19 protein-coding genes are annotated in these 14,841 nt (G+C 61.6%); all 19 read left to right on the top strand.

Annotated features, from left to right (window positions below; translation table 11 throughout):
• The first annotated feature begins 14 nt into the window (after positions 1-14).
• The 19 genes from D7252_RS13895 to D7252_RS13985 all read left to right on the top strand — a co-directional run bounded on the left by D7252_RS13895 (position 15) and on the right by D7252_RS13985 (position 14,705).
• Positions 15-1,526, top strand: a complete 1,512-nt coding sequence (locus D7252_RS13895) for a phage portal protein (protein ID WP_120775926.1) — start codon at positions 15-17, stop codon at positions 1,524-1,526.
• 67 nt (positions 1,527-1,593) lie between these two features.
• Positions 1,594-2,379 (top strand): hypothetical protein, encoded by a 786-nt coding sequence (locus D7252_RS13900; protein WP_120775927.1) that lies wholly within the window; start codon positions 1,594-1,596, stop codon positions 2,377-2,379.
• A gap of 68 nt (positions 2,380-2,447) precedes the next feature.
• Positions 2,448-3,047 carry a hypothetical protein gene (locus D7252_RS13905; RefSeq protein ID WP_120775928.1) on the top strand — a complete coding sequence of 200 codons (600 nt, stop codon included), beginning with the start codon at positions 2,448-2,450 and terminating at the stop codon, positions 3,045-3,047.
• Positions 3,048-3,095: 48 nt separating this feature from the next.
• Positions 3,096-4,052 carry a major capsid protein gene (locus tag D7252_RS13910; protein WP_120775929.1) on the top strand — a complete coding sequence of 319 codons (957 nt, stop codon included), beginning with the start codon at positions 3,096-3,098 and terminating at the stop codon, positions 4,050-4,052.
• A gap of 17 nt (positions 4,053-4,069) precedes the next feature.
• Complete coding sequence (locus D7252_RS13915) at positions 4,070-4,381, top strand: hypothetical protein (protein ID WP_120775930.1); 312 nt, start codon at positions 4,070-4,072, stop codon at positions 4,379-4,381.
• 19 nt (positions 4,382-4,400) lie between these two features.
• Positions 4,401-4,796, top strand: a complete 396-nt coding sequence (locus D7252_RS13920) for a hypothetical protein (RefSeq protein WP_120775931.1) — start codon at positions 4,401-4,403, stop codon at positions 4,794-4,796.
• A 38-nt stretch (positions 4,797-4,834) separates the two neighbouring features.
• Positions 4,835-5,194 carry a DUF6093 family protein gene (locus tag D7252_RS20600; RefSeq protein ID WP_374225789.1) on the top strand — a complete coding sequence of 120 codons (360 nt, stop codon included), beginning with the start codon at positions 4,835-4,837 and terminating at the stop codon, positions 5,192-5,194.
• A gap of 136 nt (positions 5,195-5,330) precedes the next feature.
• Positions 5,331-5,594, top strand: a complete 264-nt coding sequence (locus D7252_RS19845) for a hypothetical protein (RefSeq protein WP_147406745.1) — start codon at positions 5,331-5,333, stop codon at positions 5,592-5,594.
• The gene (locus tag D7252_RS13935) at positions 5,591-6,010 is read left to right on the top strand and encodes a hypothetical protein (protein WP_120775934.1); all 420 of its coding nucleotides are present in this window, start codon (positions 5,591-5,593) and stop codon (positions 6,008-6,010) included. The genes D7252_RS19845 and D7252_RS13935 overlap by 4 nt, the downstream gene beginning before the upstream one ends.
• On the top strand, positions 6,007-6,204 hold the full coding sequence (locus D7252_RS13940; RefSeq protein ID WP_120775935.1) for a hypothetical protein: 198 nt from the start codon (positions 6,007-6,009) through the stop codon (positions 6,202-6,204). Before D7252_RS13935 ends, D7252_RS13940 begins: the two co-directional genes overlap by 4 nt.
• A 3-nt stretch (positions 6,205-6,207) precedes the next feature.
• Positions 6,208-6,723 carry a hypothetical protein gene (locus D7252_RS13945; protein ID WP_120775936.1) on the top strand — a complete coding sequence of 172 codons (516 nt, stop codon included), beginning with the start codon at positions 6,208-6,210 and terminating at the stop codon, positions 6,721-6,723.
• A 125-nt stretch (positions 6,724-6,848) separates the two neighbouring features.
• Positions 6,849-7,442, top strand: a complete 594-nt coding sequence (locus D7252_RS13950; protein ID WP_120775937.1) for a hypothetical protein — start codon at positions 6,849-6,851, stop codon at positions 7,440-7,442.
• 62 nt (positions 7,443-7,504) lie between these two features.
• Positions 7,505-7,735: a hypothetical protein gene (locus D7252_RS13955; RefSeq protein ID WP_120775938.1), complete on the top strand. Its 231-nt coding sequence runs from the start codon at positions 7,505-7,507 to the stop codon at positions 7,733-7,735.
• 26 nt (positions 7,736-7,761) lie between these two features.
• The gene (locus tag D7252_RS13960) at positions 7,762-10,635 is read left to right on the top strand and encodes a phage tail tape measure protein (RefSeq protein WP_120775939.1); all 2,874 of its coding nucleotides are present in this window, start codon (positions 7,762-7,764) and stop codon (positions 10,633-10,635) included.
• Entirely contained in the window at positions 10,635-11,375 is a 741-nt protein-coding gene (locus D7252_RS13965) for a hypothetical protein (protein ID WP_120775940.1), read from the top strand. Before D7252_RS13960 ends, D7252_RS13965 begins: the two co-directional genes overlap by 1 nt.
• 14 nt (positions 11,376-11,389) lie before the next feature.
• On the top strand, positions 11,390-12,463 hold the full coding sequence (locus D7252_RS13970; protein WP_147406746.1) for a hypothetical protein: 1,074 nt from the start codon (positions 11,390-11,392) through the stop codon (positions 12,461-12,463).
• Positions 12,463-13,482: a hypothetical protein gene (locus D7252_RS13975; RefSeq protein ID WP_120775942.1), complete on the top strand. Its 1,020-nt coding sequence runs from the start codon at positions 12,463-12,465 to the stop codon at positions 13,480-13,482. The genes D7252_RS13970 and D7252_RS13975 overlap by 1 nt, the downstream gene beginning before the upstream one ends.
• Before the next feature lie 163 nt (positions 13,483-13,645).
• Entirely contained in the window at positions 13,646-14,311 is a 666-nt protein-coding gene (locus D7252_RS13980; RefSeq protein ID WP_147406748.1) for a hypothetical protein, read from the top strand.
• A 19-nt stretch (positions 14,312-14,330) separates the two neighbouring features.
• Entirely contained in the window at positions 14,331-14,705 is a 375-nt protein-coding gene (locus D7252_RS13985; protein WP_120775944.1) for a hypothetical protein, read from the top strand.
• The last annotated feature ends 136 nt before the right edge of the window (positions 14,706-14,841 follow it).

The raw sequence follows: 14,841 nt of genomic DNA on the forward strand, positions 1-14,841 counted from the left end.
ACGGGAGCGCCTGCATGGACGTCAACGTCGCTATGGACCGCCTGCTGCGCGGGGAGCGTGCCCTCAAGGAGAAATCACGCATCCTCGCGAAGCGGGAGCGGTACGCACGCGGAGATCACGACCTCCCGTATGCCCCTGAGGGCATCAACGAGGAGTACGACGATCTGCGCAAGCAGGCTCCGGCGAACTACATCGGCATCGCGATGACAGCCCCAGTGCAGCGTCTGCGGGCGGATGGTATTCGGACGGGTCTCGGGAAGGACGCAGACAAGCGCATCTGGAACGCGTGGCAGTCCAACAAGATGGATCAACGGCAGGATCTGGCGTACGCGTCGATGCTGAAGCATGGTCGAGGCCTCGTTTCTGTGTGGCCGAACAAGGATGACAAGTCCAAGCCGATCATGCGGCCTGAGTCGCTCGAGCTGGTCCACATTGAGATGGACCCTGACGACCCCTTCACCCCTCTGTGGGCAGTGAAGGTGTACACCGTCCAGGAGTCTTCTCCGATGGCGGGCGTGATGTGGTTGCCGACCTCGATCATGGCGACGAAGACCATCGGCATCGTCTATGACAAAGAGTCGATGACTCGTTTCGAGCGCGGCGGATACACCGCAACGTCTGGGTGGGAGTACGTCAAGGAGGGCACCCATCCGATGCGGCGCGTTCCTTTCGCGCTGTACGACTTCCAGCTGGACGCGATGGGTCAGCCGTGGTCGTCCATGGATGCTCTGATCCCTCAGCAGGATGCGATCAACACGATCCGTTTCAACACGCTTCTCGCGATGCAGTTCTCCGCATTTCGTCAGCGCGTTGTCACCGGCTTCGACCCGCGCGCTACCGACAAGGACGGCAACTTCCTCTACCAGAAGAATGAGGATGGTACTCCGAAGGTGGATGCGCAGGGGCGGGCTATCCCGCTGCTGAATACACCCGGTCGAGTGGGCGTCGATCGCCTTCTGGCGTTCCCCGGTGGCGACACGAAGGTCTTCGACCTTGCGGAGTCCAATCTGAAGAACTACATCGAAGTGCTGTCGTCATTCCTGGTGCAGTTCTTCTCCACCGCTCAGATCCCACCCCAGTACCTGCTGTCACAGATGGCGAACCTGTCGGGCGATGCTCTGGCAGGTGCCGAGTCAACCCTCGCATCGCTGGTCAAGGAACTGCAGCTCGCTGCGGGGGAGGGTAACGAGTCTCTGGCCGAGCTCGCGTGGTACGCGATGGGTGAGACAACCGAGTTCACCCCTGAGGCTGAAACGGTGTGGGCGGACGCGGAAGCGCGTTCGTTCGCTCAGATCATCGACGCGATCGTGAAGCTCATCTCGCAGGGCTTCCCGCGCCGGGCCGCGTTCGAGATGATCCCCGGTGCGACGACAAGCAAGGTCGACCGATGGATGGATATGGCTGAAGACGAGGCGTTCGCGAACCGACTTCAGGCCGCAGCCCGCGCGTTTGAGGACGTGACCCCACCCGCTCCGGTGAACGATCAGACGGAGATCACGAATGACGCTCCCACGGTCGGCGGTTAGCCACTATCGACAGCAGCAACTCATCGCGGTGTCCACAGCGCAGGAAGTAGATGCCCTGTGGGGCCGGATGACTGACGACTTCGATGAATCGTGGTCGCGGATAGCGGCCGGCGTGTTCGATGCGACTGCCGCTGGTCAGTACGCAGCCGCCGTGTCGGGCGTCGCATACGTCGGTACGGTGCTGGCCGAGACGGGAGTTGAAGCTCCCGCCGTTGCCCGCGTGAGTCCAATCCGGTTCGCGGGCGGTTCAACGGATGGCGGGGAACTAGATTCCCTCCTTTCCGGGTCGGTAGTGAAAGCGAAGCAGGCAGTGGCGGAAGGTCTCGCGCCTGCTCTTGCACTCACTGCAGCTCGCGGATGGCTGCAGTCGGTGGTGATGGATACGGTGCGCGATGCTGACCGGCAAGCGGTAGGCGCGGGAATCACGGTGCGCCCGAAGGTGCAGGGCTGGGTGCGGATGCTGAATCCACCCTCCTGCAAGTTCTGCATCGTCCTCGGTGGACAGTTCTACCGGTGGAATCAGGGCTTCCAATCTCACCCTCACTGCGATTGCAGGCACATCCCATCCCAGGAATCCGACGCCAGCGACTTCACGATCAATCCACGCGCCTACTTCCGAACGCTCGACGACAAGACGCAGGACCGGCTGTTCGGAAAGAAAGACGCTCAAGCGATCCGCGACGGTGCCGACATCAACCAGGTGGTCAACATCCGGGGACGCGGTTTCAGCGGGAAGCAACTTCGCCGCGAACCGGACCTGATGACCGTCGATCACATCTACGACCAGGCCACAAGCCGGGAAGAGGCGATCGAACTACTGCGAATGAACGGCTTCATCTCGCGGTACCAGTAACACCCCGCACCGAAACGGCTGCGGGCAACAGGCACGCAACGTGCCACGAATCTCGCAAGGAGATCAGCATGCCCATCGAAGTTTCTGACGCTGACGCGGAATCCCTCGGAGTATCCGACAAGGGCGCTCTTGCCGCCTACCTCGAGAAGTTCGAGACGGATCGCACAAAGGCGCGCCAGGCTGTCATCGACCAGAAGGACGCCACGCTGCGGACCTTCACCGAGCTCGGCCTCACCCCGGAAGAGATCAAGGCACTGAAAGACAAGCCTGGCCCGACGTCCGAAAAGGACATCGAGAAGATCATCAACGATCGGGTCAAGGATGTCGAGACCGCTCAGACTGAGCGACTCAACGCGAAGGCCCGCGCGTCCGAGGTGCGCGCCCAGGCCGCAGAACTCGGCTTCATCAAGCCAGCTCAGGCTCTCGCCCTACTCGATGCGAAGAAGCTCGGGGAGATCCCAGTGAATGAGGACGGTGACGCCGACGAAGCGGCCGTCAAGAAACTGCTCGAGGAACTGAAGACGGATTCTCCGCACCTCCTCAAGCCCACCGACACCACTGCTCACCACCGTGACGCGGGGATCGGTGCCACAGGCTCCGGCAACCAGCCGGATGTTCGTCCTGGGGCTGACCGTTTGCGTCAGGCCTACGCGAACCCCACCAAGTAATGACGCTCGCCGTTCTGCGGTCGAGCTAAACCTGAAAGGACACAGCACATGGCTGTTACCCTCGCGCAGGCGGCTCTGCTCTCGCAGAACGACCTTCAGCGCGGTGTCATCGAGACTTTCGTGCAGGAGTCGGCGGTTCTTGACCGTCTGCCCCTCATGGAGATCCAGGGCAACGCGTACGCATACAACAAGGAAGCAACCCTCCCCGGTGTCGCGTTCCGTTCCGTCAACGAGGCCTACACCGAGTCCACCGGCACTGTGGTGCAGGCGACTGAGTCGCTTGTCATCCTCGGTGGTGACGCGGACGTGGACACGTTCATCCAGCGGACCCGCTCGGACCTGAACGACCAGCGTGCCATCCAGACTCGCCTCAAGGTGAAGGCCGCGTCCTACAAGTTCCAGGACACATTCTTCAACGGCGATGTCGAGGTCGACCCGAAGGGATTCGACGGCCTCAAGAAGCGCCTCACTGGCGCCCAGGTCATCGACGCCGGCACGAACGGCATCCCGATCGTCGGCTCCAGCAATACGGACATCTTCGCGTTCATGGACAAGCTCGACGAGCTGATCGCCGCGGTTCCCGGCATCACTGCCGAGAATGGCGCGATCTACGCACCCCGCGCACTGCGCGCGAAGGTGCTGTCCGCCGGACGCCGCGTCGGTGGCACGGATACGGTCGTGGAGGATCTGACCGGGAAGCGCATCGCGACCTGGAACGGCATTCCGCTGCTGGATGCTGGCGACAACCTCGCAGGCACCCCGATTCTCGCGAACAACGAGACCCAGGGTTCCTCGAGCCTCGCCGGATCGATCTACGCCGTTCGCTTCGGTGAGGACGAGACCGATGGCGCTGTCACCGGTCTGACCAACGGTGGTGTGGATGTCCGTGACCTCGGTGAGGTCGACGACAAGCCCGCCTACCGCACCCGCCTCGAGTTCTTCTGCGGCCTCGCGACCTTCGGCGGCAAGGCCGCTGCGCGTCTCCGTGGTGTCCTCAACGGCTGACCCGGAAGGAACCGAGCATGGCAGTCACGAAGAAAACCGAAGAGACCACGACTCTCGATTCGAATGTCACGAAGCCGTCCGTCACCACACCTGGTGACGGACCGGCCGACACGACCGACCCGACCGAAATCGCGGTGTCTGTCACACCTCAGCCCGGTGCTGAGGCAATCGCGGTTGGCACCGTCAACGCGGTGAAGCCGGTCAAGAAGACCGTCGCCGAGCGTGAGGGGTCCAACGACCGCACCGAGAAGTACGAAGCGGTGAAGCCTGACGGCACGAAGGTGACCGTCACGCGCAACATCGAGACCGGCGAAACGTCGGTCAAGTAACGAAGGAGAGGGGGCGCTCGTGGACAATCCAGTAACTCTCGAAGACGTTCGCGGTTCGATCGAGCGTCCCCTCACTCCTGACGAAGAACGCGTCGTTCCCACATGGCTGGGCGTGGCATGGCGTGAACTAAACCGCGTCGTTCCCGGCATCTCGCTGCGCAACGCTCTTCCTGACACGGACCCGACGTATCTCAGCGCGGACGACGTTGGCGATGTGATCGTGGCGATGGTGGAGCGCAAGGTTCGTCACCCGGATGGCGTTTCTCAGTGGAACGGTGACGACTACGGCGAGAAGGTCGACCCGTCCATGGCATCCGGGCGCATCTACGTAACGGAGAAAGAGCGCGAGTCGCTCATGCCCGCGGCTCCTACTTATGGGGACGGGATTTACTCGATTCCGTTGTCGACCCGCTGATGTTTACCTCGTCCAAGCTCGCCTCTGCGCGTCACAAGATGGAAGGTCTCATGGAGACCACCATCATCATCCGCCGATCAGGCCCACCGGTACGCGATCCTGCCACCGGAACCATGATTCCCTCCATCACAACCATCTACACCGGTCCTGCGCGTGTGCGGTTCCCAACGGGTCAGCCTCGTGACGTCGACCAGTCAGGTCAGCGCGTCACGGAGCAGTCACCAACCGTGTGGGTGCCAGTTCATGCGTCTGGCATTCGACCTGATGACGTCGGTGAGGTGACAGCGAACCCGCATGCACCGGAGGACGTGGGGCTGAAGTTCCGTGTCGCTGGTGTTCACGCGCAGACGCATTCGACGTCACGCCGACTCCCGGTGGAGGTACTGACCTATGCCTGAATCGGATGCAGCAGATTTCTCGAAGCTTGCACGCGATCTTGGCGAGGTGCCGGAACGGTCTGGCCGCACCCTACGTCAGGCGATTGAGGTCACTGCACGCCATGTGCGCGACACGGCCCGCGAGAACGCAACCGGTATGGCGCACGCCCCCGCTTTCCCGTACTCGATCACCTACGACATCGAGGGCAGCGGCAGCCGTTCTGCTGGCTCGCAACTCTCAGCGGAGATCGGCCCGGACAAGGACCGTCCGCAGGGTGCTCTCGGCAACCTGATCGAATTCGGATCGGTGAAGAACCCGCCGCAGGGCATCATGCACGGAGCTCTGCAGGAGAACGAAGCCGACTTCGAACGTGGCGTTGATCGTGCGATCGAGGATGCTCTCAAGGCGGTGGGGCTATGACGCCGGCTGATCTCATCGAGCGTCACGTAGAAGCTGTCCTCGCTCGCATCCGAGCCGACGCGCAATTGTCCGATGACGTGTTCGAGGGTGACGTGACAGGCGACCCGGAACGCTACGTGAACGTCTGGCACGACACGGGGTTCTTCGAGCCTCGTTCGATCCTCGGCGAACATCAGGACGTCGACATCACGTTCACGATCCACTCCGTTGGCGACAACCGCTGGCAGGCGACGTGGGTTGACGGGCGTGTTCTCGCTGCACTCAACGATGTGGTGCTCGAGGTTCCTGGCCGGCGTTGCTGGAAGCTGCAGCCGGCTGGTTCTCAACCCGTCCAGAAAGACGACGACGTACAGCCGGTGAAGTTCTTCGCGGTGCGCCGGTTCGTCCTGCATTCAACGCCTAAGGAGACCCCATGACCACCCATTACATGAGGGTGAAGAACAAGGCCACCGGGCACGAGTTCGACATCCCCGCGCAGAGTTTCGACCCAGAGAAGTACTCGAAGGTCGATCCGAAGCGATACCCGGAGACGACGCGCCCGCGTCGTCCCAAGCCGAACGTCCTCAAGGCCGGTCGGAAAACCGCCCCCGTGAAAACCGACAAGGAGTAACCCATGAGTCTCACCATCCCAGCGGGTGTTCCCAGCATGGGGACGCGCCGCGTCGTCTTCATCCCCGGAACTGTCGCGGACATCGATGCCATCACTGTCACCGAGGTCACGGCAGGAGAGAACGTCTCCTGCTACATCATGAGGTCGAGCGGTCTGAACAAGTCGCTCACTCAGAACAAGATCGTCGACTCGCGGTACTGCTCAGCGCAGGATTTCCAGCGGTTTGGGTCGAAGTCGAAGGACATGAGCCTTGGATACTCGACCAACCTGGGTTCCCCCGAGGACGATGCTGCCCGCCTCGCTCTCGTCGAGGGCACTGACGGAATCCTGGTCGAGCTGTTCCAGGTCGATGAGGATTCCGACACGTTCGACGTCGGCGACTGGTATCAGGCCACCCCGATCAGCCTGGGTGAGCAGTTCTTCCCGCCTGTTGAGGACAACGCGATCGACCGCATCACGCAGGAAGTCGCTGTGTCCGGTGCGTGGACCCAGCTCAAGCAACTCGTCGCAGGCGCGTAACAGATCCCAGGGTGTCCCGGTTTTCACGGGGCGGGACACCCTGGCCTCCCCGTGAACCCCCGTGACCTTTTCTCTTAGGAGCTTTCCCCGTGTCTAACCTTTTGTCCCGTCTCGAATCCGGCCGCATGCCCTCCGAGGATGTGCGTATCTGCCTGGACAAGAATCTGCTCGGTGAGCGTGAATCACTGCTCGCCAACGTGGCGCGCTCTCAGCGCCATAATGCCAACGATGCACGCATGGCAGCACCCGCTGTCGATAAGGACGCACAGGCGCGTCTGACCGCTGTGGAGGATGCTATCGGTGCAGCGTCGATCACGCTGCGCATCACGGGCGTTGATCGGCTCAAGTACAACTCGTGGCTACTCGCGTGCCCACCGCGCAAGGGGAAGGTTGGCGAGTCGTTCGACCCGTCGAAGTTCTTCATGCTCGCGGCGAAAAACAGTGCCAAGTACGTGGACGAGTCTGGCGATGAGCACGACATCAGCCCGGATGAGTGGAAAGAACTCGACAAGACGATCACCGATGGGGAGCATGACCGGATTGCTCAGGCCGTCCTGAATGTGAACCGCACAGCCGGGGCGCAGTCGATCGATTTTTTAGGCTCAGGCTCCGCGACGACACGCGACTCCTTCGGGATCTCCGTGTCGCCCGAAGCCTCGGCATCGCGCCGCGGCGACTCTGGGGCTGGGAGCCGGAAGAAGTCCACCGCGAAGAAGTAGACGCGGAGGGTCGGAAGGTTGTCACGGTTACTCGCGAACCGGAGTTCGATGACGAGCAGTACATGATGCTCGCCGCGCTTCAGGAGCATGAGTCGAGCCTTGGCCCTCATGGTTTGCCGCTCGATGAAACAACGTCTCCGCTCGCTGACCCGGACAACCCGGAGAGGCAGTGGGAGTACGGCGTGCGCGTGATCCGTGATTTTGCGACGTCTGCCGTCGAGGCGCGCGAGTCCGACTTCAAGGACGACCCGTCACGCGCGCGCATCTTTGCCCCGTACCGGATTGACCACTAGCAACTGAACACGATCCGGGAGGTGTCATGGCAGACCGGACAGTGAAAGTCAGCTTGATCCTGCAGGCGCAGTCGTACCTGCAGGGTATGGACGAGGCCGGACGGAAGACAACGGAGCTCGGTTCGAAGACGGAGAAGCTCGCTCAGCAGCAGCAGTCATTCCAGACTCTCGGCACGGCGGCTCTCGGGTTCGGTGCGACGCTCACGGCGGTCACCGGTCTTGCAGTGAAGGCTGCGACGGACTGGGAGTCGTCGTGGGCTGGTGTCACGAAGACTGTCGATGGTACGGCAGAGGAACTGTCGGCTGTTGAGGAAGGTCTGCGCGAGCTGACGGGCGTTCTGCCGGCGACTCATTCTGAGATCGCTGGTGTCGCTGAGGCGGCAGGACAGTTGGGCGTCCAGACGGGCAACGTTGTCGCGTTCACGAAGACGATGATCGACCTCGGAGAGACGACGAACCTTTCCGCCGATCAAGCGGCTACGTCGCTCGCCCGGTTCATGAACGTCATGGGCACCTCGCAGGATCAGGTTTCCAATCTGGGTTCGGCTTTGGTCGGGCTCGGGAACAACTATGCGACCACCGAATCCGAGATCCTCGAGATGTCGATGCGTCTTGCTGGTGCTGGCCGTCAGATCGGACTGACTGAGGGCGAGACGCTGGGCCTTGCTACGGCGCTTTCAAGTGTGGGTATCGAAGCTGAGGCTGGCGGCTCCGCTATGTCGAAGGTCATGATCGATATGGCCGCGTCCGTCGAAGAGGGCGGCGAACGGCTTGAGATGTTCGCTTCCACGGCTGGCATCTCGGCGCAGGCGTTCGCGGATCAGTGGAGGGCTGCACCTTCCGAAGCGATGGCCCTGTTCGTGAAGGGTCTCGCCAACGCCGAGGCGCAGGGTTCTTCCGCACTGGGCGTTCTCGCAGAGTTGGGAATCACCGAAGTTCGGATGCGTGACGCGTTGCTGCGTTCATCCGCGGCGGCTGACATCTTCTCCGAGGCGATGGCGCAGGGAAACTCTGAGGTTGAGGCGAACAACGCTCTGACGGAAGAGGCAGCGAAGCGGTACGAGACTGCAGAGTCGAAGATCCGCATCGCTGGCAATGCGATCAAGGATGCCGCGATCGACTTTGGGGCTGTGTTCTTGCCTGCTCTGGCGGCGGCATCTGAGGCTGTCGCAGGTTTCGCGGGCTTCATGGGTGATCTGCCGGAGCCGTTGCAGGCCGCGGCGGGCATCATGGTCGCAGTTGCGGGCGGTGTCGCTCTTGTGGGTGGGGCCGCGCTGTTGGCCGTCCCACAGGTCGCGCTGTTCAAGACGTCGCTGACCACTCTGGGCATCACGGGGGCAGTTACCCGCGGGAGCCTCGGGCGCATGACCGCGTTTCTCGCCGGACCATGGGGCATTGCCATGGTCGCGGCCGGCACTGTTGTGACTGGCTTGGCTGCGGCACAGGAAGCCTTGACGACCTCAACCGAAGAGTTCCAGAACGTGCTGCAGAACGCCGATTCCGGCAAGGACATTCTTGCGGCTTCCGACAACGCCCTCATCTCGCAACTGGATCTAGCAACGGGAAGCGCAAAGTCCTTCAAGACGGCGTTGGACCAGATTGCAACCAACCAGTTCCTCGCGGGCGTGGGTGGCAGTGCAGCCCTCCGTTCCTCACTGCGGGACATCGGCACAGAGCTCGGCACTCTGGCTCAGTCGGATCTTCCGGCAGCACAGCGGGCGTTCCAGTTGCTCGCAGAAGAGTATGAACTCAACAACGACGAGCAGTTGCAGTTGCTCGATGCGATGGGTCCGTACAAGAAGGCGTTGATCGATCAGGCTAACCAGCTTGGCGTCAACGTCACGGGCATGTCGGATGCGGAGAACGCTCAGGCGCTTCTGAATCTGGCGATGGAGCAGGCGCCGGACGCTTCGGCTGAAGCTGACGCCGCACTGGCCGAGATGCAGGCTGCTGCCGAAGAGGCTGACACGGCCTTGCAGGGAACCGCTCAGGCGCTTGCCGACATCGCCGGGAATGCGCTGACGATGGGTGAGGCGAACGATGCCGCCCTATCGGCGTTGAATGCACTCACTGAGGCAGCTGAGGCTGAGGGTGCGGCGCTCGATGGGACGAACGACGCATCCATTCGACTGCGTGACTCCGTACGCGAGGTTGAAGAGTCTCACCGGCTATCAGCGGAAGCGATCATCCAGAATGGCGGGACTGTCGCTGAGGCTGCGGCCGAGTGGGACAAGGGCCGTGAGGCTGTCGTCGGGATGCTCGAGGCGAAGGGCATGGATCGGGAAGAGGCGATCCTGTGGGCTGACCAGCAGTTGGGGTCTGCGTCTCAGGTGAAGGCGGGCATCGATGAGGTGTACCGGGCGTGGCTGAATCTCCCAGAGAACAAGGAGACGAAGTACGCGGTTGAGGCGGCAGAGGCTGAGGCGAAACTTCAGGCCTTGAAGGAATCCCTCGCAGGGATCCCTTCGTACAAGTCGATCACGCTCGAATCGTTCACCGTGGGCAACTTCGACGTGTCCATTCCTGGCACCACGAACGCGACCGGTAACTACTACCGGGGTGGGAAGGTGAAGGAGTTCGCGGCTGGTGGGTTTGCGTCAGGGATCTACCCGGCTACCAGTGGCGGCATTCACAAGTTCGCCGAGGCTGGTCACGATGAGGCTTTCATCACCATGGACCCGGCGCACCGGTCGCGATCGTTGGATATCCATGCGGAGGTCGGACGGCAGTTGGGCGCGTTCCAGCCGGCACCGTATTCGGTGGGCGCGTCAGGTTCTGCTCCGGTTGAGCGGCGTCCGATCAACAACACCCAGAACATCTACGCCCAACCGGGCATGAGTGAGGGTCAGGTCGCGTCGATCGCGGTCGACAGGTTTGATCGAGCACTCAGGGAGGCGTGATGGAACGCATTCACTGGGCGGGTCTGACGTTCGAGGGCACAGGTCGCGACGAGACGTACACGATCGAATCTGATTCGGTGCGTGGCTGGCTTGTCGACGGTGTGGATATGCGGATGGAGCAGATCGAGCGTCCCGCCGATCATGGTTCCTTTTCGCTACCGGGCTACCTCACGGGACGTTCAATCTCGTGGGGTGGCCTGATCCTCACCGACAACCCGCAGGAGCAGGATCATGCGATGCGCCGGCTGTCTGGTGCGGGCGCGGGTGGTCTCATCGGTCAGATCTCGGTGGAGAACGCGGGCAGTCGCTGGGCAAATGTTCAGCGTGCCAGCGAGTTCGACATGAAGATGCTGTCGTACGGGCGGGTGGCGAGTTACCGGGTGCAGTTGTGGGCTCCGAACCCGCGCATCTTCGGCGAGGTTCGCGAGTACAGCGGAGGTATTCCGGCTGTCCATTACGGCAACTTCCCGGCGACTCCGCGTCTCCTTGTTGGTGCTGGTTCTGGTGGCTATACGGTCTCGGGTCCAGATGGGCGGCTGATCGTTGTTGCTACGGCGCCGGCTGCAGCTCATTACATCGACTTCATTAACGGCGGCTTGTATTCGGCTGCTGGTGTGCGTCAGATCAACGCGATCACGACGTATCAGCCATGGTCGATTCCGCCTGGTCTTCCGGGTGTGACGGCGACGATTTCGGGTTCTCGTTCGTTGACTCAGCGGGTCACTGATACGTACATCTAGCTTGAGGGGGCCGCATGGCTGAGCTTCAGGCGTACTCGTGTGAGTCGATTTCAGGTGCGGTCCTTGATCGCATTCCGACGTCCGCATGGTCGTACAATCGTTTGCTTTCGGCGGGTGGGGACGGGTCTATAACGATCCCTCTCGATGGAACGTTCACACGGGCACAACTCGACAATCTGACGATGGAGTGGGCACGCCTGATCGTTCTTGAGCGCAATGGGGTTGTTGAGTTCATCGGCTACCCGTTGGGTGAGAAGTATGTACGCGGTCAGGGGCATATCACGCTCGAGTTGCAGGATGTGTGGAAGCTTCTGGATCGCCGTGGCGGGTGGAACCATAGCGCCCCGAACGTCGAGGACTGGTCTATCACACTCGAGGCCAGCCTTGCTGCTATTGGTGCGGGTGTAATCAACCGGGCACGTTTGGGTCCGGAGCTTCCGGCGATGGGCTACCCGGTCACTTTGGATGGGAACTATCCGGGTCCGACTGTGACGCGTTCTCTTTATGGCTACAACGTGGAGACTGCGGGTGACATTTTCTCAGATCTGATGGCTGAGGGTTTGGATGTCTATTTCAAACCGCGGTGGCACGGTGGCGGTCAAGCTGATTGGCTGTACCGTTCGGGTCCGGCTTGGTCGTCGGGTGTCACGCATGAGTTCTTTGTGACTGCTGAGGCTTCGACGGTTGTTGGGTTCTCGGCGTCTTCGGATGCTTTGCGGGTGACGAACAATGCCCGCTATTTGGGCGAGGGTTCTGAGCAGGACATGCTTGTTCGTTCGGAACGCAACATGGCATCCCCGTATCCGCTGCTTGATCGTGCGACGTCGGCTAAGCATGTGAACAATCCGGCGCAACTTTCGGCTATGGCAGCGAATGACCTGGTCATGTATAGCGGCCCGACGCGGCAGTGGGATTTCACAATCGATGCTGACATCCCTGTTGATGTGGGGGATGCTGTGCGTTTGCATTTCGATGGCGACCCGTGGATTGCGGATGGTTGGCATCAGCGGCGGGTGGTGAAGGTTAGTGCGCGTGTTCCTGGCCCTGATGTCAAGACGATTGGCGTTCAGCCGACTGGGGGTGCCTGATGGGCGTTGATCACCCGGGCCGGGGCATGTCTATCGCTGAGTTGAAGCGCGACATCCGCCGAGAATCCAAGGCGACCATCCGGAACGCGTCTGTTGGCGGCGATGGCATTCGCATTCATGGTGGCGGGTGGCTGCGAATCGAGAATGGCGGGCTTTCTGTCACTGGGTCCGGTGTTGTTTCGGGGACGTTGACTGTCTCTGGTCGCCTTGAGGGTGATGGCACACTCGAATGGGATGGTCCGTCCTATTTCAACGGGACGACCACGGTTCGCGGGAACTTCGGCACTACGGGCAGTGCGATCATTGCAGGGTCTACGACGATCTCGGGTGACCTGGATGTCACGGGAAACGCAACCTTTGGTGGGTCGCTGGATATTGATGGTCCTACTCAGATTGACGGCGCGACCACTCTGAACTCCACGTTGACCGTCTCGACTGGGCAGATCAAAGCCGGCGCCGTGACGATCACGCCGTCGGGTGGCGGGTCCGTGAAGGTGGGGACGGTCACTGTTGATGGTGGTGGTTCAACCGGTGGTCGCGTGTATTCGTCTGACCAGTTGGAGCTTACGGGCGCGAACGGCGTTCGTACTGGTGGAACCCTGACGACTAGCGATGTGATCGCTTTGGGTGTCATCACTGCGGCCGAGTTGAACGTGGTTGGCCCGAAGAACTTTCGGATGCCGCACCCGTCAAAGCCTGGATTCTGGTTGCGTCACGGGTCGACTGAGTCTCCGGTTTCGGGGACTGAGTACACGGGGCGCGCGAAGATCGGCGCGAACGGTTCGGTAGTTGTCGACCTGCCTGAGTACTTCGAGGCGTTGAACAAGCCCGCGAATCGCACCGTGCAACTCACCCCGATTGGTCAGCCTTTCGCGGTTGGTGCCGGCGATGTGCTCAACGGCAAGTTCACCGTGTACGGCACACCGGGACGAGACGTGTTCTGGCTGGTGAAGGCTGAACGGTTCGGCGGGGACTTCCTGCTTGAAGAAGAGATCCCGGCAACTGAGGAGGAAGCATGATTCCTGAATCCATCCCGGATCACGATGCGCTCAGGGCCATCCTGAGCGCCCCAGACGGGCCTCCACGACTCACTCTGGACATTGGTGGAAGCGCTGACCTAGACGGTGACGGTGTTGTGACGGTCCGCCTGGACGATGGCGGCGAGCTCCTCTTTGAGGACGCATGATGGGCGGCGCTGTGCAGAGGATTGTGAACCTCGGCGGTGGGCGGGGCTTCCTCCGCGAAAATGCGGCGAAGTCGCTGCATCGCATCGATAAGCGCATCGGTCACCGCTGCCAGATCACCGAAGCTCTCCGATCATGGGCGCAGCAGAACGAGCATTGGCTCACCTACAAGCGCAACGGCCACCCGATCGCGCTTCATCCGGACACACCGAGCGTGCATCAGAAAGGCGAAGCTGTCGACTCCGACGAGCTGCAGCGCTTCATCGCGATTGCCGCAGATCACGGTTTCATTCGCACGGTCTACCGCTGGGTCAACGGCGTTTGGACGCTCGTCGAACGCTGGCACTTCGAATACTTCACCGAGCGCGACAACCACCGCCATGAAGTCATCACACTCGTGCAGACCTCGTCGGGCGCGTGGCACCTACCCAACCCCATCGGCCCCAAGACCAAGCCCAAGCCGAAACCAATCGAGTCCGAGGAGGACGACATGGAACCGCTCTACCTGTACAGCGAAGCTCACGACCGGGCTTTCATGATTCATCCGGTCACCGGCAAAAAGCGCGCCCTGCCAACCGCGGAGTATGAGGCAGCGAAGGCTGCGGGGCGTAAGTTCGCGCGCGGGCTGACGAAGGCTCAGGTCGACCAGATCCCCAACGGCTGATCGCCCAGGAGGGGGAACCATGGACGCTCTGACAGAAGTGGCGGAGACGTTCGAACTCCCCGGCATCTGGAACCTCACGCCGTACGGAGCTGTGCTCGGCTTGCTGGTGATTCTGTACTGGCTGCTCGCTACGGGGCGTCTCGTTCCCAGGAATGCACATGAGCGGGAGCTGGCCGCTCGCGATGCCGCACATGCCACGAATCTTGCGCTGGCGAACAAGCGTGGCGACGAATGGAAAGAGACCGCCCAACAAGGGCATGTGGTCATCAAGGAGCAGTCGGGGCAGCTCGGCAAGTTCGCTGATGCCGCCCGCGCTCCCGCCGAGTTCTTCGGAACCGTCATACGGGAAGGCGGTGGCGATCGTGTGGCGCAAACGGACAGCCCCAGCACCTAAACCGGTAATCACCGTCCCGAACGACATTCACGAGGCTGTGCAGCTCCGTGAGGAGAACCGCGCCGAGCTGGTAAATCTTCGCCGGAAGGCACCCCTGATTGAACGTTTGACGGGCGTCCAGATCGAACGCCTCGGC

Origin of the sequence: Microbacterium sp. CGR2, assembly GCF_003626735.1 — a bacterium.
GTDB lineage: Bacteria > Actinomycetota > Actinomycetes > Actinomycetales > Microbacteriaceae > Microbacterium.